Source organism: Acinetobacter guillouiae (assembly GCF_002370525.2).
Lineage (GTDB): Bacteria > Pseudomonadota > Gammaproteobacteria > Pseudomonadales > Moraxellaceae > Acinetobacter > Acinetobacter guillouiae.
This window is the reverse complement of sequence record NZ_AP014630.1, coordinates 4,439,529-4,461,285: the sequence shown is the minus strand read 5'-3', so window position 1 is coordinate 4,461,285 and position 21,757 is coordinate 4,439,529. Positions and strand designations below refer to the sequence as shown.

Here is a 21,757-nt window from a genome sequence, read left to right as displayed (position 1 = left end):
TCATTAGTTTGGTAGAGTAAGTTTAAAATCAACATAAAAAGTAGCTACGTCCGTAGCTACTTTCTTATTCTAGTCTTCCAAAATCTCTTCCAACACTTCTTCATTTGGTGCAAAGAAATAAGCACCATCCATAGGTGTTACAAAGTGCAGCAAACGGTCATGAATCCCATCGCCTTGAGTACCAAACATATTAACTAACATACGATCAATACGGCTTAAATCTTTGGTATAAGCAATAAAAAATAAACCTTGCTCACCTTGACCATCACCATAAGGAAGAGAGTGACGCAGAATTTCTAATTCATCGCCTTCATCATCTTCAATGACAACACGAGCAATATGGGCATTTTCAGGTTTGTGTTCATCGTCCATCTCTATACTTTCTAATTTAGAACGACCAATCACATTTTCCTGTGCATCAACTTTTAAACGTTTCCACTTTTCAAGCTCGTGTACATAACGTTGTGCAAAAATAAAAGAACCATCTTCAAAAATACCTGAATCTTCACCTAATAACGCAGTCTCAGCACGATCATCAGGGAATTGAGGATTTTCAGTACCATCAATAAAACCAGTCAGGTCACGACCGTCGAGATAGCGGAAGCACACCCGTTCATCCAGAACCTCAACTTGATTTTGGATACCATCAAAAAAGGATTGGCTAAGCGCAAAGCAAATATCTGTACGTGCAGACGCAATATGAATGAGTACATCAGCAGCAACCACAGGCATCTCAAATGCGCCTTGAATCGGTTCTAACTGCTTAAACCCTTCAGGAGTTGTGTGATAAAGTTTTGCCCAAAGTTCAGGACCAAAAGCGATTGAGGTTTTAATTTCGGCTTCAGGATGTTGAGTGATTAGGCGATCACGTGTACTTAACAACGCATTGAGCTGTTGTTTTAAGCCATCAATAGACAGATTTTTTAAATTTAAAACAATGAAACGGGCATGATTAGAAGGTAAAGGTAGAATTACAGATTGGGCTGTCATATGGTGATGGCTCCTCAATTTTTATTTATCAATCCTCTTATTGTGCATGATCAAGCAACAGCTGAATAGTAAAGTCTTATACTTTTTACCAATTAAATTAATCGAAATGTATCGTTTTAAAACCGCTATAATAGCGTGTTAAAAGTTTTCTATCCTTTTGTTATGTCGTATCAAGTCTGGTTTGCCTATATGTTGGCGTGCTGGGTGATCAGTATTTCACCTGGTGCGGGTGCGATCGCGTCTATGTCGAGCGGTCTAAATTATGGTTTTCGCCGTGGTTATTGGAATGCAATCGGTTTACAACTGGCATTGTTGGTTCAAATTGCGATTGTCGCAGCAGGTGTTGGGGTATTGTTTGCAACCACGCCGCTGGCATTTTTCGTGGTGAAATGGTTTGGGGTTTTATATTTACTGTATTTAGCTTACATACAATGGACGACGAAAACACAGTCGATAGATATCCCAACAGAGCAACCGACAAAATCTATTCCCAAGCTGATCTTATATGGCTTTATTGTCAATATCAGTAATCCAAAAGCCATCGTCTTTTTACTTGCTGTTTTGCCACAATTTCTAGACTTGTCTAAACCACAATGGATTCAATATGTGATTATGGCAGTGACCATGATTACCATTGATTTGATTGTCATGGCTGGTTATACGGGATTGGCAGCCAAAGTGTTAAGACTATTAAAATCACCGAAACAACAAAAATATATGAACCGTACTTTTGCCGTATTGTTTAGTTGTGCCGCTGGCTTATTAAGCCTGGTGCACCAATAACAACATAGGCGATTAAATGAGCTATGTGTTAGAGATTTGACCATATAAATAAGCCATTGTTCCGAGGATGCTTTGAATTATTTAGAATTTTATTTGTATGCCATTAGTGTGATTATCATGATTGCAACGCCTGGTCCAGTCATGATCTTGGTTGCAAGTGCAGGTTTAAAAGGTGGCTACCGACAGTCTTTACTGACTATTATTGGGACAAATTTGGCTTCTTTGGTACTTATCACAGCCTCTATTTTAATTTTAAAAGGCATGTTTAGTGTCAATGAAACCCTTTTCTTGATTATTAAAGTTTTAGGATGTCTTTATATTGCCTATCTAGGTTATGGAATTCTAAAAGAAGTGTTATCCCAACAGGAGCATCAACTCAATACGATGTTGTCGCCTGTGGATGGTGGTCTCAGCAAAGGCTTTTTAGTGGGTATCTCAAATCCTAAAGATATCATTTTCTTTTCATCATTTTTTCCGCAGTTTATTCATATTCATGCTGATATAAATACCAGTCTGGTTATCTTAGTCGTGACATGGATTATTTTAGATTTTCTCACGTTATCTTTGGTCTATCTGTCGTTTAATAAGCTTTCTAAAAGTCAAATTTATCCAAAAATATTAGGGCTTTGCGGATTAATTCTGATTGTCATTGCTATATATGGATTATATGTTTCGTTAAAAAGCATGGTTTAAATATTGATTGGGGCCTAAAGATGGAATTGATCAATCAAGCCATCTTTCTTACTTTCATTACACAGAAAATCACAGCAAACAGCAAAGACATGGTTAATACGATGCTTAGCCCTGTAGAGATGTTCAGGGCTGCACTTGACCATAAACCCACAGTCACACCAATTTGAGCAATCACAAACGCCCCCATCACCATTTGTTTCGGTGAGTGCGAAATAAGACGTGAAGCCAGTGCGGGGATGACCAATAACGCACCCATCAATAACGAACCAACGGCACGTAAAGCGAGTACAGTGAATAAAGCCAATAACAACATAAAAATTAAGCGTTGCCATTTGGCGTTTACGCCTTCACTTACTGCAATATCAGGATCAATCGCAATTTGAATTTGTGCTTGCCAGTAACGGTAGAGGACAGCTAAAGCAACAATAATCACAGTTGCAAAAATCGGTAAGTCTGACCACTCAATTGTTAATAAATCGCCAAATAAATAACTTAATAATTCAGGACGTAATGCGGGTAAATGTTGAATTAACAATAGACCAGAACAAAGTAAGGTCGCAGCACATAATGCAAGTAAGGCATCATTGGGTAAACGCGGGTCATGTAAAACCCAAAGTACAGCCACCAAGAGTATCGCAGTAAAGGTAACACCGACCCAAAGCGGTAAAGTTAAAACAGCGGCTAACGCAACACCCAGCAAGGTACCATGTGCCATCGTATCAGCAAAAAAAGACATTCTACGCCATAGCATCAAACAACCTAGCGGGGCTGTTAGAAACACTAAAAGTGTTCCCATAATCCATGCAGGTAACAGTAATTCTAACCATTCCATCATGGTTTAAGCTTCCGGTTCTGGGTGAATGTGTGGATGTGGGCCATGTTCACAAGTTTTGGCGGAGTCACCATGTGCACAATGGTCATGATGGTGTTGGTAAAAAGCGTGGTATTTTCCAAAAGTATCACCAAACAAAGCTTGATACTCTGGATGCTGCTGAATACTGTCAGGTAAACCACTACAGCAAATGTGCTTATTTAAACAGACAACTCGCTGAGTGCCTTGCATGACCCATTGTAAATCATGAGACACAATTAAAATGGCACAACCATAACGTTGTGGCAGGCTACGCACATATTCATACAGTTCAGCTTCAGATTGGATATCTAAACCTTGCATAGGTTCATCTAAAACCAAAATATCGGGTTGGCGTAATAAAGCACGCGCCAATAAAACCCGCTGACGTTCACCACCTGAAAGTTGTTGTACTTTGGCGTACTCTAATTTGGCAATACCTGTATCTCGAATGATTTCAGCTTTAATGGCCTTATCACATTTCTCAAGATTCAGTAGATCTTTAACTCTTAAAGGCAGACTATGAGAGGGATTAAATTTTTGTGGTACATATGCCAGTTTAATTTTTTTTGAGCTGATAATTTTGCCCGCATTGGGTTTTAAAATACCCAATAATACTTTGATCAGGGTAGATTTGCCTGCACCATTGGGACCAATAAGCGTGACAATTTCTTTTTCTTGTAATGAAAAATCTATATTTTTTAGAATGTCACGATCATCAATTCGGACATTAATTTGTTGCAGTTGAACGAGAGGGGAGTTTACGCTTTGTTCGAGCACTGCTGACATATTCCTGAAATCTCAATAATACTGTGATGTGCATTGAAGTGATCAGACGCTGCTAAGTGATTTAATTCTTGAATCAAACCTTTTGCTGAAGCTTCTTTCACTGTATGACATTCAGTGCAAATTAAAAATGCGGCTTGATGTCCTTCACGTGGGTGACAACAAGGGATATAAGCATTAATAGAGGTTAAACGATGAATAAAACCTTTTTCTAAGAGAAAATCTAAGGTTCTATACACAGTAGGTGGTGCAGCTGGACGTTCTGCAGCACCTTTCATCTTGGCTAAAAGATCATAAGCACCTACAGGACCTGAGGCATTCAAAATTAATTCAAGTACTTCTTTACGCAAAGGGGTAAGGCGGGCACCTGAGGTTGCACAAAGGCTTTCTGCTTCTGATAAACGAGCTTCTACATTGAGATGATCGTGTACACCATGCAAAGTATCATGCTGCTCGTGTGAACATAAGCTCATATCAGACCTCAAAACTTGTTATTTGAATGGAAGAGAATCGCAAATATTAACATGAAGCTCTATCAACTTACGAATGGCGTAGGTATTTTTTAACTTCTGTTATACTATAACATAAATTTTTTTTGGTAATACACTCCCATGAATCGCATTATCGCCTTTTGCTTATGTGCATTATTTATTAGTGTCACTTGGGCTCAAGCGCCTTTAGTGGTGTCAACTCATCCTATTTATTTGATTGCAAAAGAAATAACAGAAGGCATAGAAGAGCCTGTTTTACTTTTGGGAAATCAAACGGGGCATGATGTGCAACTTACACCAGATAATCGCAAAACGATTATGGACGCTTCATTGGTGATTTGGCTGGGAAAAGAACATGAAGCGCCTTTGGAAAAAGTTTTAGGCGAGAATGCGAAAGCGATTTCAATACTCAATTCAGGCATTATCCAAGCACTTCCTTTAAGAAGTCCAAAAGGTGTTGCACTGAAAGATACGATTGATACACATGTGTGGTTAGATCCAAATAATGCTGTACGTATCGGTTTCTTTATTGCAGCCTTACGTTCACAACAACATCCAGAAAATAAAGCAGCATATTGGAATAATGCGAAGAAGTTTGCCAGTGAAATGCTGCGCGTTTCACAGAAAAGTATCAGTGCTGGTAGTGCACGCCCATACTGGGCTTATCATGATGCTTACCAATATTTAGAACGTTCATTAAACTTAAAATTTGCAGGTGCGATGACAGATGATCCGCATGTTGCGCCGACTGTGACTCAAATCAAGTTTTTAAATGACACGAGACCTTACAAAAAAATGTGCTTGCTGGCAGAAGGTAGTGCAAGTCCAAGTCAGTACCGAAAATTGGGTGAAATTTCATTTCAAGCGGTAGACGAAACTTTGGCTAAACAACAAGATTTTGTGGTTGCATGGCAGACTTTGGCTCAACAAACACAAGCTTGCGTACTTAATGCACGGAAATGATGCAAAAATTAATCAACAATTGTTCATATGCAAAGCAACCTGTATATCGAAAAAAACACGACTAAGGTCGGGAAAAGATTGCATGTTCAGGGGTGTAACTCTATAATGCCTGCGATTAAAAACGATCATCAGCTAAACTTGTCAAGCATTTATGCTGTGAGTGGATAAAAAATGAGCCAAACTAGTCGCTTGATTGACCGACGATTAGCAAAAGCTTTGGTCTATTTGCAAGCGTTTATGATTCCTGTTTCAGCCTTGGTAGCGTGGGTCTTGAAAGACTCGACTGCGGCTCTGAGTGCAGCGTTAGGTGCACTGATATGTTGGCTTGCCAGTTGTTATTTTTCTTGGCAGTCGTTTCGAGCAGCAGGGGCACGTGCTTCAAAACAGGTTCTTTCGAACATGTATAGAGGCTTAATGGGCAAATTTGCAATTGTGATCGTTGGTTTCATTTTAATTTTATGCAATGTCAAACCGTTATCTCCGGTGGCATTGTTTTGTGGTTTTATTCTCGTTCAAGCGATGTCGTGGATTGCACCTTTTTGGGTAGCACGACAACAAAAACGAGTATAAGCGCAGCAGAAATTGAAAATTTTTTTGGGGATTAACGAGATATCATGCAGCACGCGATATTCGTTAACTCTATTTATTATTTGACATTGACCAGGTGTGATTTATGGCTGCTGAAGAACATGCCCTGACTTCGACCGAGTATATCAAGCATCACTTGACCAATATGACCTATGGCAAAATGCCAGATGGTACTTGGAAATTGGCTGAAAGTGGTGCAGAAGCTCAACAGATGGGGTTCACTGCTATCCACTTGGATTCAATGGGTTGGTCAATTGGCCTTGGTGTGATTTTCTGTTTGATATTCTGGTGCGTAGCGAAAGCTGCAAACTCTGGTGTTCCTACCAAGTTCCAGTCTGCAATCGAAATGATTATCGAGTTTGTTGACTCAAGTGTTCGTGATACGTTTCATGGTAAATCACGTTTAATTGCGCCTTTAGCCTTGACCATTTTCGTGTGGATTTTCCTCATGAATGCGATGGACTTAATTCCTGTTGACTGGATTCCGTATACAGCTCAATTGATTGGTGCAAACGTATTTGGTATGGACCCTCACCACGTTTACTTCAAGGTTGTTCCATCTACAGATCCTAACATTACCCTTGGTATGTCTTTGTCTGTATTTGCGTTGATCTTGTTCTATAGTATTCGTGAAAAAGGCATCGGCGGTTTCGTTGGTGAATTGGCACTTAACCCATTTAATCCAAGTAACCCAGTTGCAAAAGCGTTATTGATTCCAGTGAACTTAATTCTAGAATTAGTAACATTCCTTGCACGTCCAATTTCATTGGCACTCCGATTATTCGGTAACATGTATGCGGGTGAGTTAATCTTCATTCTTATCGCGTTGTTACCTTTCTGGATCCAGTGGGCGTTGTCTGTGCCTTGGGCTATCTTCCACATTCTTGTTATTACATTGCAAGCCTTCATTTTCATGATGCTAACAATCGTATACTTGAGCATGGCAAGCGAAAAACATTAATGGTATTGCCTAACTGTCATCCGGTGGTTAGGTATAATTTTTTTACTTTAATTTGGTATAAACCTAACCTCTGAGGAATTATCATGGAACTCACTTTAGGTCTAGTTGCAATTGCATCTGCTATCTTGATCGCTTTTGGTGCTTTAGGTACTGCGATTGGTTTTGGTCTTTTAGGCGGCCGTTTCCTTGAAGCTGTTGCTCGTCAACCAGAATTGGCTCCACAACTTCAAACTCGTATGTTCTTAATCGCAGGTCTTCTTGATGCTGTGCCTATGATCGGTGTTGGTATTGGCTTGTTCTTCATCTTCGCTAATCCATTTGTAGGTTAATCAGCTTAATTCCGAAATTCACTATTTGAGGAATTTGCAATGAATATCAACCTCACATTGTTTGGCCAAGCGATTGCATTTGCGATATTTGTCGCATTCTGCATGAAGTTTGTATGGCCACCACTAATCAATGCGATTAGTGAGCGTCAGCGTAAAATCGCTGATGGCTTAAATGCTGCAGAGAAAGCGAAAGCTGATCTTGCTGATGCACAAGCACAAGTTAAGCAAGAAATTGATGCGGCGAAAGCACAAGCGGCTCAATTGATCGAACAAGCGAACCGTCGTGCGGCACAATTGGTCGAAGAAGCGCGTACTCAAGCATCTGCTGAAGGTGAGCGTATTCGTCAACAAGCGAAAGATGCTGTTGACCAAGACATCAATTCTGCTCGTGAAGAATTACGTCAACAAGTTGCTGCTCTTGCAGTTGCTGGTGCAGAGAAAATTCTGAACCAACAAGTTGACGCAGAAGCTCATAATGCCATGCTGAATCAGCTGGCTGCTAAACTTTAAGAGAGGCGAATATGGCTGAATTCTTGACGTTGGCACGCCCATACGCTAAAGCAGCATTTGCTTATGCATCTGAGCAAAATGCAACTGACGCTTGGTCAAATGCATTACAACTGCTCAGTGCTGCGGTGCAAGATGAAGCATTCTCCGCTTATTTAAATCGCCCTGAGTTGACACCTGCAGAGCAGGTTGATCTTTTTGCGAAAGTTTTAGGTAATGAACAAACTGCGGCTGTGTCAAACTTTTTGACACTTCTTGCAGACAATGGCCGTTTAGCATTGTTACCTGAAATTGACACAGAATTTGAGCAACTCAAATCGCAAAATAACAACACTGTAGACGTTGTGATTGAATCCGCTTTTCCATTGGATTCAGTACAAGAACAGAAGTTGGCTCATGCGTTAGAAAAACGCTTGAACAGCGCTGTGAAAGTTACAGTTGAAGTAAATCCAGCATTGATTGCTGGTGTTGTTATTCGTGCAGGCGACCAAGTGATAGATGATTCTGCGCTTAGCAAGCTTGAAAAAATGCGGACTCGTCTTCTAGCGTAATTGTTAAAAATAACTACGTCTAAAGAAGACTGAACTTTAAAAAGATTGAGGTATAGCGCAATGCAACAACTGAATCCATCCGAGATCAGTGCGCTCATTAAACAGCGTATCGGCGATCTGGACACCAGCGCGACCGCTAAGAACGAAGGGACCATTGTTATGGTTTCCGACGGTATTGTGCGTATTCACGGCCTTGCTGATGCAATGTACGGTGAAATGATCGAATTCGACGGCGGCTTATTTGGTATGGCACTGAACCTAGAACAGGATTCAGTGGGTGCCGTTGTCTTAGGTAACTACTTAAGCCTTCAAGAAGGTCAAAAAGCTCGTTGCACAGGTCGTGTATTAGAAGTTCCGGTTGGTCCAGAACTTTTAGGCCGTGTAGTAGATGCTTTGGGTAACCCTATTGATGGTAAAGGCCCTATTGATGCAAAACTTACTGATGCTGTTGAAAAAGTAGCACCAGGTGTAATTTGGCGTCAATCAGTGGATCAACCTGTACAAACTGGTTATAAATCAGTAGATACAATGATCCCTGTTGGTCGTGGTCAGCGTGAGTTGATCATCGGTGACCGTCAAACTGGTAAAACAGCAATGGCGATCGATGCGATCATTGCTCAAAAACAATCAGGCATTAAGTGTGTATACGTTGCGATTGGTCAAAAACAATCAACAATTGCAAACGTAGTACGTAAGCTTGAAGAAACTGGCGCTATGGCGTACACAACTGTTGTAGCAGCTGCTGCAGCTGATCCTGCAGCAATGCAGTATCTTGCTCCATATGCTGGTTGTACAATGGGCGAGTACTTCCGTGACCGCGGTGAAGACGCACTTATCATTTATGATGACTTGTCTAAACAAGCTGTTGCTTACCGTCAAATTTCATTGCTTCTTCGTCGTCCACCAGGTCGTGAAGCTTACCCAGGTGATGTGTTCTATCTTCATTCACGTCTACTTGAACGTGCTTCTCGTGTATCTGCTGACTATGTTGAGAAATTCACTAATGGTGAAGTTAAAGGCCAAACTGGTTCATTAACTGCATTGCCAATTATTGAAACTCAAGCGGGTGACGTATCTGCATTCGTACCGACAAACGTAATTTCGATTACTGATGGTCAGATCTTCTTAGAAACATCATTATTCAACGCAGGTATTCGTCCTGCTGTGAACGCGGGTATCTCTGTATCGCGTGTTGGTGGTTCTGCTCAAACGAAGATCATCAAAAAATTGTCTGGTGGTATCCGTACTGCTTTGGCGCAATACCGTGAATTGGCAGCATTTGCTCAGTTCGCTTCTGACCTTGATGAAGCAACTCGTAAGCAACTTGAACATGGTCAACGTGTAACTGAATTAATGAAGCAAAAACAATATGCTCCATATTCAATTGCTGACCAAGCTGTTTCAATTTATGCATCTAACGAAGGCTATATGGCTGACGTTGAAGTGAAGAAAATCGTAGACTTTGATACTGCGTTAATTTCTTACTTCCGTTCAGAACATGCTGCGTTAATGCAAAACATCGATGAAACTGGTAACTACGACAAAGACATCGAAGCTGCAATCAAAGCAGGTATTGAAAGCTTTAAAGCGACTCAAACTTACTAATTTCAATGTATGTTGTTGTTAGTTATGGTTTGGTTCACGGATCAACCTTCGGAAGCTCGAAAGGGCTTTCGAATACTAGGTTAAGCGTATGGCAAATTTAAAAGAAATTCGCGCCAAAGTAGCTAGTATCAAGAGCACGCAAAAGATTACTCGCGCGATGCAAATGGTAGCAGCTTCTAAGATGCGTCGTGCGCAAGAGCGCATGGCTCAGGGCCGTCCGTATGCCGAAAATATGCACCGTGTAATTGCTCATTTGGTCCAAGCGAATCCTGAATACAAACATCGCTATATGGTTGAACGCCCTGTAAAACGCGTTGGCTATATCATTGTTTCTTCAGATCGTGGTCTTGCTGGTGGTTTGAACATTAACTTGTTCAAAAAAGTGGTAAAACACGTACAACAGCAACAAGAGCAGTCAATTGAAGTTCAATTTGCTTTAATTGGTCAAAAAGCGGTTTCGTTTTTTAAAAACTACGGCGGTAAAGTACTTGGCGCAACTACGCAAGTAGGTGATGCTCCAAGTCTTGAACAGTTAACTGGTTCTGTACAGGTGATGTTAGATGCATTTGATAAAGGCGAGTTAGATCGTATTTATCTTGTGTCAAACGGCTTTGTCAATGCCATGACTCAAAACCAAAAAATCGAACAACTTGTTCCTTTAGCTGCGGCTGATACGGACGAGGATCTTAACCGCCAATATGGTTGGGATTATCTATATGAACCAGAAGCTGAAGAGCTTTTAAATGGTTTATTGGTTCGTTACATTGAGTCTATGGTTTATCAAGGTGTGATTGAAAACATCGCATGTGAGCAGTCTGCTCGTATGGTTGCAATGAAAGCTGCAACTGACAACGCAGGTGATCTTATCAAGAGCCTACAACTCATTTATAACAAGCTGCGTCAAGCCGCGATTACTCAGGAAATTTCTGAGATCGTTGGTGGTGCCGCTGCCGTTTAACATTATTTTGAATTGAGGAGACAGCAATGAGTAGCGGTCGTATCATTCAGATCATCGGCGCGGTTATCGACGTCGAGTTTGAACGCAATAGCGTTCCTAAGATCTATGACGCTCTCCAAGTTGACGGTACTGAAACTACTTTAGAAGTTCAGCAACAACTTGGTGATGGTGTAGTTCGTACCATCGCAATGGGATCTACAGAAGGTCTTAAACGTGGTCTAAACGTATCTAATACTGGTGCACCTATTTCTGTACCTGTAGGTACTGCATGTTTAGGTCGTATCATGGACGTTCTTGGTCGCCCAATCGACGAAGCTGGTCCAGTTGCGACTGAAGCGCGTTTGCCGATTCACCGTCAAGCACCTTCTTATGCTGAACAAGCTGCTTCTACTGACCTTTTAGAAACTGGTATTAAAGTCATTGACTTACTTTGCCCGTTTGCTAAAGGTGGTAAAGTTGGTTTATTCGGTGGTGCCGGTGTTGGTAAAACTGTAAACATGATGGAATTGATCAACAACATCGCGAAAGCTCACTCAGGTTTATCTGTGTTTGCTGGTGTTGGTGAGCGTACTCGTGAAGGTAATGACTTCTACCACGAGATGAAAGATTCTAACGTTCTTGACAAAGTAGCAATGGTCTACGGTCAGATGAATGAGCCACCGGGTAACCGTTTACGCGTAGCGTTAACTGGTTTGACCATGGCTGAATACTTCCGTGATGAGAAAGATGAAAACGGTAAAGGCCGTGACGTATTGTTGTTCGTTGACAACATTTACCGTTACACATTGGCTGGTACTGAAGTATCTGCTCTTTTAGGTCGTATGCCATCTGCAGTAGGTTACCAACCGACGCTTGCAGAAGAGATGGGTGTTCTTCAAGAACGTATTACATCGACTAAGTCTGGTTCGATTACATCTATCCAAGCGGTATATGTACCTGCCGATGACTTAACAGATCCATCGCCTGCAACTACATTTGCTCACTTAGATGCAACTGTAGTATTGAGTCGTGACATCGCATCTTCTGGTATTTACCCAGCGATCGATCCACTTGACTCTACTTCACGTCAGTTAGATCCACTTGTTGTTGGTGCTGAGCATTATGAAATTGCACGTTCTGTACAGAACGTATTGCAACGTTATAAAGAGCTTAAAGACATCATCGCAATCTTGGGTATGGACGAGTTAGCAGAAGAAGATAAGTTGATTGTTTACCGTGCGCGTAAAATCCAACGTTTCTTCTCTCAACCGTTCCACGTAGCTGAAGTGTTTACTGGTGCTCCTGGTAAACTTGTACCACTTAAAGAAACAATTCGTGGCTTTAAAGGTCTTCTAGCTGGTGAATACGATCACATCCCAGAACAAGCGTTCTATATGGTTGGTGGTATTGACGAAGTGATCGCTAAAGCCGAGAAGCTTTAATTAGCAACTCTAATTTAGGAGATTCACATGTCGACTATGCAATGTGATGTTGTAAGTGTTAATGAGTCTTTGTACTCAGGCACTGTGACAATGCTTATCGCAAAAGGTGCTGGCGGTGAATTGGGTATCATGCCTGGTCACGCTCCGTTAGTCACTTTGCTCAAGCCGGGCGCAATTCGCGTTCTGCTTGAAAACGGTACAGAAGAGTTAATCTATGTATCTGGGGGTGTTCTAGAAGTTCAACCGCATGTTGTTACTGTACTTGCAGATACTGCAGTTCGTGCTGACAACTTAGATGAAGCTGCAATTCTTGAAGCACGTAAAAATGCTGAACAATTGCTTGCAAATCAAAAAAGCGATTTGGACTCTGCTGCTGCTTTGGCTGCTCTTGCAGAAACTGCTGCTCAGTTGGAAACCATCCGCAAAATCAAAAACCGCGCGCTATAAGACGCAGTTTGAGATTGAAAAACCACCCGCGAGGGTGGTTTTTTTATGCAATTAATTTATGGATGGTTCAAATTTATATTGGTTCAACATGCTAGAAACTTATCCTTGGGGAGTGTCCAATAAAAATTGTGTTTGTATAAATTGACTATAATCCTCTCCCAAAGGTAATTCATAGTCTTTAAAAATGTGACGACGAGTTGATACTGTCGGCTGTTTAGTTTTCGGATTAAAACCACTTTTTTCAATTTCTGTCCAATATAAACCTGTGCCACGCTTTTGCCATGATGGTAATTCATTGAAGTTAATGTCACGGCTAAAGAGTAAATCATGCTTCTCTTGGCGAGATAATCCTTTTACTTGGTCGGTTGCATTTTTTACATTTTCTCCTTCCTTGCGTAACATCCAATAGCAATGTGCATTGAGTGCGTTGCGATGAGCATCTTCATGACGCCAACGAAAATAATCTTCAACAGTTTTTGCATTGGGCAGTATACAAATTCGAGCATCAAAAGTTGCCATCTCACCATGTAATACACTGAATTTTGCACTGGCTTCTGCGGCTAAAATAGAAATAATTTTTCGTGTTTTACGATTAAAGCTGTCATCTTTTAAATGAAACAGTAAGGAGATTTCATCGCTTTGTGTATAGCCATAAATAATATTAAAGCCACATTGCATTAAGTGAGCTGTTGTTTCGACCATCAAGTCCCTAAAACGAAGGTCAAAGGGCGCTTCAAATTTCCAAATATCTTTGGTGAGTTTGGTAAAGCCACGTCCATCCAAACGCACAACGATATATTGTTCTGGCGGTACACAGAAATCATAAGCTGTTTCATAAACACGTAATCGTGTATCTAGATCATCAAATCTCATGGTTAAACTTCTTCGTTATTCTCATGCTAAAGTTATATTTCATCACTGACTAGTTTTAGCATAATCTAAATAATAAAAAAGGAGATATAGAAGACAATGTACCTCATCGAACAGCAAGCGCACTTTTGGGAACTTTATCAAACTCAAGATGACTACTATCTCAGTATTGCCGTAGATATGAGTTCTGTTGTTTCATGTTGGGATATTTATTTAACCGAAGTAGAAATTCAGGCGTATCACAACAAAGGGCGAATTGCGATTGAGGAACTCACCAATTTAATTGTGGCTGAAACCTATCGTGGAGATTTTTCCAATTTAGCAGCTCGGAAAGTACCTAGAGAAATACAACTACAGATGCAAACCGCATTTAAAACATGGCGGTTGGCTCAAGATTAAATTTTTTATTCAGTTATGACAGCAATTGAAAAGCCATTATTTTCTATCATGTTTACTTTAAACAGCGCATCAAACCCTTCTGAACGATTCGGGACTTCTAATTTATAAAAGGTGGCTTTAACGCCTTTTTCAGCAATATTGGCTTTACTCTCACGTTGTGCATTACGCTGTAAAGTGCTGTCTAAATCCGTTTCAAAATAATATGAAATAACCTCGAAGCCAGCAGTTTTGGCAAGTTGAATATAACGGGCTCGATCGGCTTTGCTTATGTTGGTGTTATCTATCACGATTTTGGTTTTAGAGGCTATAGCTGCTTCAAACAGTATCTTTTCACGATGGCGAGTTTTTAGCATATCGAGATTGATACGTAGATGTGTATGGTAAAAATACTGTTGATAAAAAGTAGATTTACCCGAAGCTTGTACGCCTGTGAATAAAATCAGTTGCATGAAACACTACAAAAATACGCTTAATCTGCTATTAAATCATGTTCATGAACTTTGCTACAATCTATTCATTGTTGTAGAAAACCAATAAACTTAAAATGAAAAAATTAGTTCAATGTCGGTATTTATTTTCAATACTTCTACTGAGTGCTGTTTCAGCATGCCAAAGTCAATTTGTCACCACACCCAATTCACCCACTGAAGCAAGTTTGGTGGCAAATTCAGTGGGGAATGGTTTAGAAACCGAATTAGATATCGATTATGTTGTGGCATTTAAAAATTTGAAAATGGCCTATGGGCAATGTATTGCGTTTACTGGCGAAAAAGATTTTGTCTTTACTGACAATCGGCTTGAACGAGATTTAGAAATGGGAACCTTGTTTACCCGTACAGAGGGTGGGGCGTATTTATCAAAAACTTTGGTGGAATCCATTGGAAAGAATAAAACCCGTTTAACGCTATTTTTACCCGCAAGTTATAAGTCTGCTCAAGCTCGTTTTAAGTTAGATGCTAAACGCGCGCTAGGACTAGACCGATCATGTAATGTCGCAAAGCCAAGCCAAGGCTGGTCTGTTCAAATCTAATTAACTTTGCTCAGGGGCTTGTTCTGTATTTGATCCCGGGATCATCATGCCTGCGAGTTTAAGCATATCTAATTGGATGGTATTCATTTGTTGTTCGATTTTCTTAAAATCAACTTTTGAAATGTCTAAATCACCGTTTAACAATGCTGAGTTAAGCACTTGCTTATTGGCCTGTAGCACTTGTTGGCGGATACCATCAATCTCTTGGCTTTTTAAATCTAATGAAATCAATGCTGTATTAAAGCCTTGTAGTTCACGGGTCAATGTTTTGACAGATTGTTGCAGCTCAGCTTGATTTTGTGATTGTATTGCTTGTTGTAAATTAGCTTGGCTTTGCTGTAATTTTTCAACATAGTCACCAGTTTTCAGCTGTACGTTGGCAACATCACGTGCGATATAAAACATATTGCCTTGTTTTAAATCTTCAGTACTTTTTGCTGTTGATTGATTATTATTATTTGAGTCGGATGTATTCTCACTCATTTGCGCAGTTTCAATCGCTTGAGCGTCATCTTGTTGACGTGATTGTTCAGCGGCTTGATTACAGCCTAGTAGTAACATGCCAGAAATAAAAATAACAAAAGGCAAAACCGCACCTTGTAAAAGCTTTTTCATCGTTGTCCAAAAGTAATTTAATCGGTTATGGATTGACTATAATTTGCAAAAGTGTAGAGATTGAGGATTGTTGCAAAGGACATACAGTCTGTAACTTTAGAGATTCATTTCTACTCAAACAAAAGCAAAAAAGAATGCATTTTTAGCACGCTATTGAAGATGGTTGAAATTTTAAATTGTGAATAAAGCTAGAGGAAGTTTTGATCGAAAATATAAAATTTTCGATCAAAACTGTAAAATATAAAAATTTATTTAAAGCATAGAGCTTTTAATGCTCGATTTATTTTGCTAATTCAGCTTCAATCGCAGATGTAATTCGTGGATCATCAGCAGTGATATCTGGTGCAAAACGCGCCACGATTTCGCCATTTTTACCGATTAAGAATTTTTCAAAGTTCCAAAGGACTTCAGGTTTTGGGTTTGGAGTTAGGCCATAATCGACTAAGTCTTTCCACCAAGGACCTTCACCAATACGTTCAGGGATTGCATGAATTAAGCTATCATAAAGTGGATGCTTATCATCACCTGCAACTGAAATTTTAGCAAAAAGCGGGAAGTCGACATTGTAAGTTAAAGAGCAAAATTGCTCGATTTCATCATTTGTTCCAGGCTCTTGTGCAAGAAAGTTATTTGCAGGAAAGCCGAGGATTTCTAAACCTTGATCTTTCTTTTCAGTATATAGTTTTTCTAAACCTTCATATTGTGGAGTAAGGCCACATTTAGATGCAACGTTAACGATTAAAAGAACTTTACCTTGATATTGATTCAAGGTCGTAGATTCACCTTTGATGGTATTGACTGGGATGTCATAAACGGAATTGCTCATAGGGGTATCCTTAAAAATCAAAAGACAGTGATTAGAAATATGTCTAATGTTTTAGCGATATTCCAAGATTTCAGCAAGTTACATTTGTATATAAGTGTAATAAAAAAAGCAGATCATAGGATCTGCTTTTAAAAACTGCATCAAATTTAATCGATTATGGTGCAGCGTTTGCTTTGGCTTGAAGTGCTTGCATTTCAGTTAACAGGCTTTGTTGTAATTCAGTACCTTTCTTTTGTAGTTCCATGATTTTTTGTGGATCTGGTGAAGTCGCTAAACCAGCTTCAGACATTTCAACGCCTAGGTTATTTGACTCTTTCATTTTGTCACGTACAGATGCAACTTCAGTACTTTTAAGTGCTAAACCATCAAGATCTTTGTTGAAACCGTCCACATAAGTTTTCATTTTATCGACAACACCTTTCAGTGCATCTTTATCACCCTTTTGTGCAGCTTGCATTACTTCTGTTTGGAAGTTCAAAGCTTCTTTAGCTTTCGCTGTAGACATTGTTTGAAGTGCAGTTAAATCGCTTTTGATATCAGCAGTATTGTTGGTACTTAAAGAAACCGCAGCTGCAGCAGGTTTGCTCTCAGTTCCTGAAGCTGAATCAGCTGGTTTTTTATCACATGCAGTTAAAGCAAACGCTGAAGCACATAGTGTAGCTAGTAGTAATTTTTTCATTTATTCGAACCCTTCATTATTTAAAATTCTTATGAATTTGACGGTAATATATACAAATTCAAAAAGTTATATGCTTAATCTAGAGCATAAGATGCAAAATGCACAATTTTAAGGCAATTTTCTATAGTATTTTTGTATATAAACTTATCAATAAAGTGGAAATAGATTGTTTGAAAAATGTCCTAATCTTAAAGATTTCGCATTTGTGCTGGGGTTTGATGGGTATAGCGTTTAAAAAACTCAATGAAGCTAGACGTGTGTTGATAGCCGAGATCTAAGCTAATTTTTTTAATTGAGATGCCTTGTTGGATCAATGAAATTGCATAAATAATCTTGGCGCGATTACGCCATTCAGACAGCGAAAGTTTAAGGTGCTCTTGGCTAAGTCTAAGAGCATGCCGTTCAGTAATCTGAAAAGTATCGAGAATTTCCTGAAGGCTTTGGGGGAAGCGTGTTGTATCAGACAAATGCTCAAGAATAGGCTTGAGTGTGGGATGGTTGGTTTGTGGTAAATAATGCTCATAGCACACACTATTTTGGATTTGATCGACCAACAGTTCTAATAAGTGTTGATAATAGGGAGATGATGGAATCCCTTGTTTCTGCTGCTCTAAAACTTCTTCAATGGTATGACGTAAAAAAGGGCGAATACTTAAAGTCTTTGTGCTTTGGGATAAGCTTTGACAAAGCTGAGGATGAATACGGATACAGATATAATGCGTCAGTTGATCATCCACAGCAGTACAACAATGTTCGGTTTGCGGTGGAATCCACAAACCATAACTTGGTGGGGACAGATAGGTTTGTTCTGCGACGTTGAGTTCTAAAGTCCCATTTAGACTCAAATTAAAATCACCCCATAAATTTGAATGGGGTGTCACTACATCATGCTTTTGGTAGAAAAATTCTTCTACAGAAATCAGCGCTGAATACATAGTTGAAAAGACTTAACTCTCACATTGAATGGCAGTGTTTTCAGCTTTGGGGTTATTTAATCCACGACTCAGCGTGAAGATTGAAATAAAGGCCAAAAGAATAAAACTCAGTACACTATACAATAAAATGTTGGCATTAAAATGGTCAACAACATAGCCACCGATTAATGCACCTGTTGCAATCATGACTTGGAAGAAACCAACAAATAACGGCATGCCTTTTTCTACAGCTTGAGGGGCATGTAAAAACATCCAAATATTGGCAGTGGTTGGAAATGCACCAAATGCAAAGCCCCAAAGCGCTGTAAGAATAAAGGCGCCTGATGGATGAATGGCAAATAGAGGAAAGCCAAAAAATACAACCGCAAAACAGATGGCAACGAATGCAAAGGTATAACGCACATTCAAATTACCGCTATAACCAGCAAAAGCATTACCAAAGATACCAGCGATACCAAATAATAGCAGTAGCGAACTGATGGTAGCACTGTCAAAGCCTGCTGAATTTTTAAAAAACGGGGTCAGATAGCTATATGATGAAAAATGAGCTAAACCAATCAACAAAATAATAATCAAACCTTGTCTGGCTTTACTGATTCTTAGCAATGCGGGTAAGTCTTTAAAATGAATGGCAGACTCTGGTTTTAAACTTGGGATAAATTTAATCCCCAACAGTAAAACAACGAAGCCGATGGCGGAGGTAATTCCAAATGATGTTCGCCAGCCATATGCATCACTTAGCCATGTCCCAATCGGTACACCAAGAACAGTGGCTAAAGTTACCCCAGCCATGACAGTTGCTGTTGCTTTCGCAATAGGTAAATGGGTTGGTGCTAAACGGCCACTTAAGGCAATCGCAGTCGCCCAGAATCCACCAATTGCAAATCCAAGAATAAAACGGCTCAGCAATAAAATTTCAAAAGTTGATGCAATTGCAGTGATGGCATTGGCAAACACCATCGTTGCAGACAATGCCAGAAGTAAGTAACGCCGATCTAAATTTTTGACTAGAACCGGAAGGAGTGGTGCTGCTATGGCGGCCATGATCCCTGGGAGGGTGATCATCAAACCTGCTGTACCGACAGATACATGCAAATCACTGGAAATGTCGTTGAGTACACCGATTGGGAGAAACTCACTGGTGACCAAAGCAAAAGCAGTAATTGCAACGGTTAATAGCGCCAACCAGCTCCCTTGGCTACTGGGGGGAATCTCAGAGGGCTGTGGTTCTGAAACTTCTGATTGCATCATATTCATGAAGATATATTCCTGCTGTAAAGCGAAAGCATATGGAGGTATTTTTTAATTCATTAACGATCGTTATAAAAATAAAATATTTGATTAATTTTGTGTTGTCAATTAATTTAATAATGTTCGTTATAAAAATATATGTGAAAGTTATGGCTGATTCTGAAAAACATGCTTTAGTCGCTGAAAAACAAGCACCTAAGCGTGGGCGTGGTCGTCCTAAATGTTTTGATGAACAACAAGCGCTACAAAAAGCCATGTTGTTGTTCTGGGAATATGGCTATGAATCCACATCGATGAGCGATTTAACCAAAGCCTTAAATCTTACTGCACCCAGTATCTACAGTAGTTTTGGGGATAAATCACAGTTGTTTCATGCCTGTTTGGAATACTATTTAAAGCATGAGGCATGTCCTTTGGAAGTTATTTTTCAACAAGCCAAAACAGCAAAAATCGCCATTGAAATTTATTTATACGAAAACCTTAAAAAACTGGTTCAACAAAATAAACCGACGGGTTGTATGTTGGTTACCGCAACCATGAATTGTTCACAAGAACATGCACCGATTCAGCATGATCTTTTGCTGAAAAGACAACAAGTCAAAGAAAATATCTACCAACGTTTGCAACAGGGTGTCAAAGAAGGTGACTTAAACCCACATGCTAATATTCAAGCGATGACAGATTATTATTCAACGGTGATTCAAGGTTTAACCATGCAAGCCCGTGATGGGGTTAGTGCTGAACAATTACAAAGTGTGGTGACTTTGGCAATTAAAACTTGGGAATTATTCTAGGTTTAAAAACGCATAAAATAGCATTTGTCTGAAAAGCCCTATAGATGTCTGAAATGCCATATTTAAATTTATTCCGACTTCATCGATAATCATTTCCAGATCCTATTCGACAGTCAAAATTATGTATAGCAATTCAAAACCCATGTGGTGGGCAATCAGTTTACCGATCATTGCAGTATTGATTTGGTCAATGAATATTGCAGTTACACGTTATGTTTCGGATTATATTTCACCTGTCAGTATTAGCTTTTATCGCTGGTTAGTGGCATTTATTATTTTGACTCCATTTATGTTGCCCCAAGTGTGGAAGCAACGTCATTTGGTTAAACAACATTTTATGCAATTTGTGGTGCTGAGTGCTTTTGGTATGTTCTTGTATCAAGGCTTGGCCTATAGCGCAGCGCATTACACCACAGCAACCAATATGGGCATTATCAACGCCTTTATTCCGGTATTTACCATTTTTGTTTCGATCCTTATTTTACGTGAAATTCCCAATCGCTTTGCTGTTGTCGGCAGTATCTTGTCTTTTCTCGGTTTGCTGTATGTGATTGGCCGAGGGGATTTTGCTAACTTAACTCATTTAGCAGGGCACTCAGGTGATCTGATCATGGTCTTGGCCGTGTTCTTTTATGCTTTTTATGGGGTCTTTCTAAAAAAATGGCAATTGAAAGTTCCATTACTGCTAAGCCTCTATGTGCAAATTGCGTTGACCTTGGTCTACCATTTACCGTTTGTGCTTTATTATGGCATTGATGCGATTAACCAAGGCAATGTCGCCAGCGTTTTATATGCGGGTATATTACCTTCTCTTGTTGCGCCTTTATTGTGGATGATGGCTGTACAATATCTAGGTCCAAATCGAACCAGCATTTTTATGAATTTAATGCCAGTATTTACTGCAATCATTGCCTACTTTTGGTTACATGAGGCTTGGACAATGTCGCATACGATCGGTGGTATTGTCATTTTAGTGGGAATTGCATTGGCACAAAAAAAGTCACTTAGTGTCAAAAAAAGTACATTATTGAGTTAAAATTCAAAGTATTTTGGGTGAAAAATGTTCATTTAAAAACTTATTTTTTACCCTTTTAAAGTATTAAATCTGAGCAAAATTTGTTTTTGAATTAGTGATTTACCTGTTAAAAATGCAAATAGTAAAACAAATTTAAACACTTAGTTTTATTATTGAAATTCCAGTTATTTGCAATTCACTTAAATGAACAGATCTTGCTCAGAAGAATATATTTGTATTCAAAAAAAATTTATAGGATAATATTTTCATCGTAGCGAATTAAGAATTTCTTAATTAAATTGTTCTACACTGAATTTTTCATACCCTCTGGATGTGTTTAACGCATCCTTTTTTATACTCAGCCAACCCTATATGTGGCTGAGTTTTTTTTTGCCTTTTTATTGGCAATATTGAGGGTCT

Annotated in this window: 27 protein-coding genes; 16 read left to right on the top strand and 11 right to left on the bottom strand. The window is 39.5% G+C overall.

Translation table 11 applies throughout. From position 1 onward, the window contains the following. Nucleotides 1-69: 69 nt before the first annotated feature. The gene (locus AS4_RS20805; protein WP_096735360.1) at nucleotides 70-990 is read right to left on the bottom strand and encodes a Dyp-type peroxidase; all 921 of its coding nucleotides are present in this window, start codon (nucleotides 988-990) and stop codon (nucleotides 70-72) included. Nucleotides 991-1,152: 162 nt separating this feature from the next. Here AS4_RS20805 and AS4_RS20800 point away from each other — a divergent pair, with 162 nt between their 5' ends. Next, entirely contained in the window at nucleotides 1,153-1,773 is a 621-nt protein-coding gene (locus tag AS4_RS20800; RefSeq protein ID WP_004823696.1) for a LysE family transporter, read from the top strand. Nucleotides 1,774-1,845: 72 nt separating this feature from the next. Then, nucleotides 1,846-2,466 (top strand): LysE family translocator, encoded by a 621-nt coding sequence (locus AS4_RS20795; protein ID WP_034617240.1) that lies wholly within the window; start codon nucleotides 1,846-1,848, stop codon nucleotides 2,464-2,466. 34 nt (nucleotides 2,467-2,500) lie between these two features. Here AS4_RS20795 and znuB read toward each other — a convergent pair whose 3' ends face one another. From znuB to AS4_RS20780, 3 genes are read right to left on the bottom strand one after another with little or no spacing between them, the layout of a single operon-like run. Continuing rightward, nucleotides 2,501-3,301 carry a zinc ABC transporter permease subunit ZnuB gene (gene znuB, locus AS4_RS20790; RefSeq protein WP_004723435.1) on the bottom strand — a complete coding sequence of 267 codons (801 nt, stop codon included), beginning with the start codon at nucleotides 3,299-3,301 and terminating at the stop codon, nucleotides 2,501-2,503. A 3-nt stretch (nucleotides 3,302-3,304) separates the two neighbouring features. Next, nucleotides 3,305-4,105 (bottom strand): zinc ABC transporter ATP-binding protein ZnuC, encoded by an 801-nt coding sequence (gene znuC, locus AS4_RS20785; RefSeq protein WP_096735359.1) that lies wholly within the window; start codon nucleotides 4,103-4,105, stop codon nucleotides 3,305-3,307. Then, nucleotides 4,078-4,575 carry a transcriptional repressor gene (locus tag AS4_RS20780; protein ID WP_004723431.1) on the bottom strand — a complete coding sequence of 166 codons (498 nt, stop codon included), beginning with the start codon at nucleotides 4,573-4,575 and terminating at the stop codon, nucleotides 4,078-4,080. The genes znuC and AS4_RS20780 overlap by 28 nt, the downstream gene beginning before the upstream one ends. A 138-nt stretch (nucleotides 4,576-4,713) precedes the next feature. Between AS4_RS20780 and AS4_RS20775 the strand changes: the two genes are divergently transcribed. The 10 genes from AS4_RS20775 (at nucleotide 4,714) to AS4_RS20730 (ending at nucleotide 12,923) form a co-directional block, all read left to right on the top strand. Then, nucleotides 4,714-5,556 (top strand): metal ABC transporter solute-binding protein, Zn/Mn family, encoded by an 843-nt coding sequence (locus AS4_RS20775; RefSeq protein ID WP_056518357.1) that lies wholly within the window; start codon nucleotides 4,714-4,716, stop codon nucleotides 5,554-5,556. 171 nt (nucleotides 5,557-5,727) lie between these two features. Continuing rightward, entirely contained in the window at nucleotides 5,728-6,126 is a 399-nt protein-coding gene (locus AS4_RS20770; protein ID WP_004723429.1) for an ATP synthase subunit I, read from the top strand. Between the two features lie 103 nt (nucleotides 6,127-6,229). Continuing rightward, the gene (atpB, locus tag AS4_RS20765; protein ID WP_004723427.1) at nucleotides 6,230-7,105 is read left to right on the top strand and encodes a F0F1 ATP synthase subunit A; all 876 of its coding nucleotides are present in this window, start codon (nucleotides 6,230-6,232) and stop codon (nucleotides 7,103-7,105) included. An 83-nt stretch (nucleotides 7,106-7,188) separates the two neighbouring features. Next, on the top strand, nucleotides 7,189-7,434 hold the full coding sequence (gene atpE, locus AS4_RS20760) for a F0F1 ATP synthase subunit C (protein ID WP_000424060.1): 246 nt from the start codon (nucleotides 7,189-7,191) through the stop codon (nucleotides 7,432-7,434). 39 nt (nucleotides 7,435-7,473) lie between these two features. Further along, nucleotides 7,474-7,944, top strand: coding sequence for a F0F1 ATP synthase subunit B (locus AS4_RS20755; RefSeq protein WP_004723424.1), 471 nt, complete (start codon nucleotides 7,474-7,476; stop codon nucleotides 7,942-7,944). Nucleotides 7,945-7,955: 11 nt separating this feature from the next. Next, a complete protein-coding gene (locus AS4_RS20750; RefSeq protein ID WP_004823704.1) occupies nucleotides 7,956-8,492 on the top strand; it encodes a F0F1 ATP synthase subunit delta in 537 nt (178 codons plus the stop codon). A 60-nt stretch (nucleotides 8,493-8,552) separates the two neighbouring features. Continuing rightward, complete coding sequence (gene atpA, locus AS4_RS20745; RefSeq protein WP_004723422.1) at nucleotides 8,553-10,097, top strand: F0F1 ATP synthase subunit alpha; 1,545 nt, start codon at nucleotides 8,553-8,555, stop codon at nucleotides 10,095-10,097. 88 nt (nucleotides 10,098-10,185) lie between these two features. Next, nucleotides 10,186-11,055: a F0F1 ATP synthase subunit gamma gene (gene atpG / locus AS4_RS20740; protein WP_004723421.1), complete on the top strand. Its 870-nt coding sequence runs from the start codon at nucleotides 10,186-10,188 to the stop codon at nucleotides 11,053-11,055. A 26-nt stretch (nucleotides 11,056-11,081) separates the two neighbouring features. Further along, entirely contained in the window at nucleotides 11,082-12,476 is a 1,395-nt protein-coding gene (gene atpD, locus AS4_RS20735; protein WP_004723420.1) for a F0F1 ATP synthase subunit beta, read from the top strand. A 27-nt stretch (nucleotides 12,477-12,503) separates the two neighbouring features. Then, nucleotides 12,504-12,923, top strand: coding sequence for a F0F1 ATP synthase subunit epsilon (locus tag AS4_RS20730; protein ID WP_056518359.1), 420 nt, complete (start codon nucleotides 12,504-12,506; stop codon nucleotides 12,921-12,923). Between the two features lie 99 nt (nucleotides 12,924-13,022). Here the strand turns inward: AS4_RS20730 and AS4_RS20725 are convergent, their stop codons facing one another. Then, nucleotides 13,023-13,796 carry a tRNA(His) guanylyltransferase Thg1 family protein gene (locus tag AS4_RS20725; RefSeq protein ID WP_096735358.1) on the bottom strand — a complete coding sequence of 258 codons (774 nt, stop codon included), beginning with the start codon at nucleotides 13,794-13,796 and terminating at the stop codon, nucleotides 13,023-13,025. Nucleotides 13,797-13,892: 96 nt separating this feature from the next. Here AS4_RS20725 and AS4_RS20720 point away from each other — a divergent pair, with 96 nt between their 5' ends. Then, complete coding sequence (locus AS4_RS20720; RefSeq protein ID WP_096735357.1) at nucleotides 13,893-14,192, top strand: hypothetical protein; 300 nt, start codon at nucleotides 13,893-13,895, stop codon at nucleotides 14,190-14,192. Between the two features lie 5 nt (nucleotides 14,193-14,197). On the opposite strand, the gene AS4_RS20715 is transcribed toward AS4_RS20720, so the two are convergent. Beyond that, nucleotides 14,198-14,641, bottom strand: coding sequence for an ATP-binding protein (locus AS4_RS20715; RefSeq protein WP_096735356.1), 444 nt, complete (start codon nucleotides 14,639-14,641; stop codon nucleotides 14,198-14,200). A gap of 95 nt (nucleotides 14,642-14,736) precedes the next feature. Between AS4_RS20715 and AS4_RS20710 the strand changes: the two genes are divergently transcribed. Next, the gene (locus AS4_RS20710) at nucleotides 14,737-15,222 is read left to right on the top strand and encodes a hypothetical protein (protein WP_096735355.1); all 486 of its coding nucleotides are present in this window, start codon (nucleotides 14,737-14,739) and stop codon (nucleotides 15,220-15,222) included. On the opposite strand, the gene AS4_RS20705 is transcribed toward AS4_RS20710, so the two are convergent. The 5 genes from AS4_RS20705 to AS4_RS20685 all read right to left on the bottom strand — a co-directional run bounded on the left by AS4_RS20705 (nucleotide 15,223) and on the right by AS4_RS20685 (nucleotide 19,528). Then, entirely contained in the window at nucleotides 15,223-15,837 is a 615-nt protein-coding gene (locus tag AS4_RS20705) for a hypothetical protein (protein WP_096735354.1), read from the bottom strand. It abuts the gene before it with no gap. A gap of 280 nt (nucleotides 15,838-16,117) precedes the next feature. Beyond that, the gene (locus AS4_RS20700) at nucleotides 16,118-16,663 is read right to left on the bottom strand and encodes a glutathione peroxidase (RefSeq protein WP_096735353.1); all 546 of its coding nucleotides are present in this window, start codon (nucleotides 16,661-16,663) and stop codon (nucleotides 16,118-16,120) included. Nucleotides 16,664-16,817: 154 nt separating this feature from the next. Beyond that, entirely contained in the window at nucleotides 16,818-17,342 is a 525-nt protein-coding gene (locus tag AS4_RS20695) for a hypothetical protein (RefSeq protein ID WP_004823717.1), read from the bottom strand. Between the two features lie 188 nt (nucleotides 17,343-17,530). Continuing rightward, nucleotides 17,531-18,277 carry a helix-turn-helix domain-containing protein gene (locus tag AS4_RS20690; protein ID WP_004723409.1) on the bottom strand — a complete coding sequence of 249 codons (747 nt, stop codon included), beginning with the start codon at nucleotides 18,275-18,277 and terminating at the stop codon, nucleotides 17,531-17,533. Between the two features lie 12 nt (nucleotides 18,278-18,289). Then, a complete protein-coding gene (locus AS4_RS20685; protein ID WP_171478455.1) occupies nucleotides 18,290-19,528 on the bottom strand; it encodes an MFS transporter in 1,239 nt (412 codons plus the stop codon). 149 nt (nucleotides 19,529-19,677) lie between these two features. Here AS4_RS20685 and AS4_RS20680 point away from each other — a divergent pair, with 149 nt between their 5' ends. Beyond that, entirely contained in the window at nucleotides 19,678-20,322 is a 645-nt protein-coding gene (locus AS4_RS20680; RefSeq protein ID WP_004823720.1) for a TetR/AcrR family transcriptional regulator, read from the top strand. Between the two features lie 142 nt (nucleotides 20,323-20,464). Beyond that, nucleotides 20,465-21,358: a DMT family transporter gene (locus tag AS4_RS20675; RefSeq protein WP_096735351.1), complete on the top strand. Its 894-nt coding sequence runs from the start codon at nucleotides 20,465-20,467 to the stop codon at nucleotides 21,356-21,358. The last annotated feature ends 399 nt before the right edge of the window (nucleotides 21,359-21,757 follow it).

Coding starts and splice junctions, on each gene's coding strand:
- atpD (WP_004723420.1), top strand. CDS start 11,082: ATGAGTAGCGGTCGTATCATTCAGATCATCGGCGCGGTTATCGACGTC.
- AS4_RS20725 (WP_096735358.1), bottom strand. CDS start 13,796: ATGAGATTTGATGATCTAGATACACGATTACGTGTTTATGAAACAGCT.
- AS4_RS20750 (WP_004823704.1), top strand. CDS start 7,956: ATGGCTGAATTCTTGACGTTGGCACGCCCATACGCTAAAGCAGCATTT.
- AS4_RS20675 (WP_096735351.1), top strand. CDS start 20,465: ATGTGGTGGGCAATCAGTTTACCGATCATTGCAGTATTGATTTGGTCA.
- AS4_RS20805 (WP_096735360.1), bottom strand. CDS start 990: ATGACAGCCCAATCTGTAATTCTACCTTTACCTTCTAATCATGCCCGT.
- AS4_RS20685 (WP_171478455.1), bottom strand. CDS start 19,528: ATGATGCAATCAGAAGTTTCAGAACCACAGCCCTCTGAGATTCCCCCC.
- znuC (WP_096735359.1), bottom strand. CDS start 4,105: ATGTCAGCAGTGCTCGAACAAAGCGTAAACTCCCCTCTCGTTCAACTG.
- AS4_RS20775 (WP_056518357.1), top strand. CDS start 4,714: ATGAATCGCATTATCGCCTTTTGCTTATGTGCATTATTTATTAGTGTC.
- AS4_RS20800 (WP_004823696.1), top strand. CDS start 1,153: ATGTCGTATCAAGTCTGGTTTGCCTATATGTTGGCGTGCTGGGTGATC.
- atpG (WP_004723421.1), top strand. CDS start 10,186: ATGGCAAATTTAAAAGAAATTCGCGCCAAAGTAGCTAGTATCAAGAGC.
- AS4_RS20690 (WP_004723409.1), bottom strand. CDS start 18,277: ATGTATTCAGCGCTGATTTCTGTAGAAGAATTTTTCTACCAAAAGCAT.
- AS4_RS20780 (WP_004723431.1), bottom strand. CDS start 4,575: ATGAGCTTATGTTCACACGAGCAGCATGATACTTTGCATGGTGTACAC.
- AS4_RS20680 (WP_004823720.1), top strand. CDS start 19,678: ATGGCTGATTCTGAAAAACATGCTTTAGTCGCTGAAAAACAAGCACCT.
- AS4_RS20695 (WP_004823717.1), bottom strand. CDS start 17,342: ATGAAAAAATTACTACTAGCTACACTATGTGCTTCAGCGTTTGCTTTA.
- AS4_RS20705 (WP_096735354.1), bottom strand. CDS start 15,837: ATGAAAAAGCTTTTACAAGGTGCGGTTTTGCCTTTTGTTATTTTTATT.
- AS4_RS20730 (WP_056518359.1), top strand. CDS start 12,504: ATGTCGACTATGCAATGTGATGTTGTAAGTGTTAATGAGTCTTTGTAC.
- AS4_RS20755 (WP_004723424.1), top strand. CDS start 7,474: ATGAATATCAACCTCACATTGTTTGGCCAAGCGATTGCATTTGCGATA.
- atpA (WP_004723422.1), top strand. CDS start 8,553: ATGCAACAACTGAATCCATCCGAGATCAGTGCGCTCATTAAACAGCGT.
- atpE (WP_000424060.1), top strand. CDS start 7,189: ATGGAACTCACTTTAGGTCTAGTTGCAATTGCATCTGCTATCTTGATC.
- atpB (WP_004723427.1), top strand. CDS start 6,230: ATGGCTGCTGAAGAACATGCCCTGACTTCGACCGAGTATATCAAGCAT.
- AS4_RS20715 (WP_096735356.1), bottom strand. CDS start 14,641: ATGCAACTGATTTTATTCACAGGCGTACAAGCTTCGGGTAAATCTACT.
- AS4_RS20710 (WP_096735355.1), top strand. CDS start 14,737: ATGAAAAAATTAGTTCAATGTCGGTATTTATTTTCAATACTTCTACTG.
- znuB (WP_004723435.1), bottom strand. CDS start 3,301: ATGATGGAATGGTTAGAATTACTGTTACCTGCATGGATTATGGGAACA.
- AS4_RS20720 (WP_096735357.1), top strand. CDS start 13,893: ATGTACCTCATCGAACAGCAAGCGCACTTTTGGGAACTTTATCAAACT.
- AS4_RS20770 (WP_004723429.1), top strand. CDS start 5,728: ATGAGCCAAACTAGTCGCTTGATTGACCGACGATTAGCAAAAGCTTTG.
- AS4_RS20700 (WP_096735353.1), bottom strand. CDS start 16,663: ATGAGCAATTCCGTTTATGACATCCCAGTCAATACCATCAAAGGTGAA.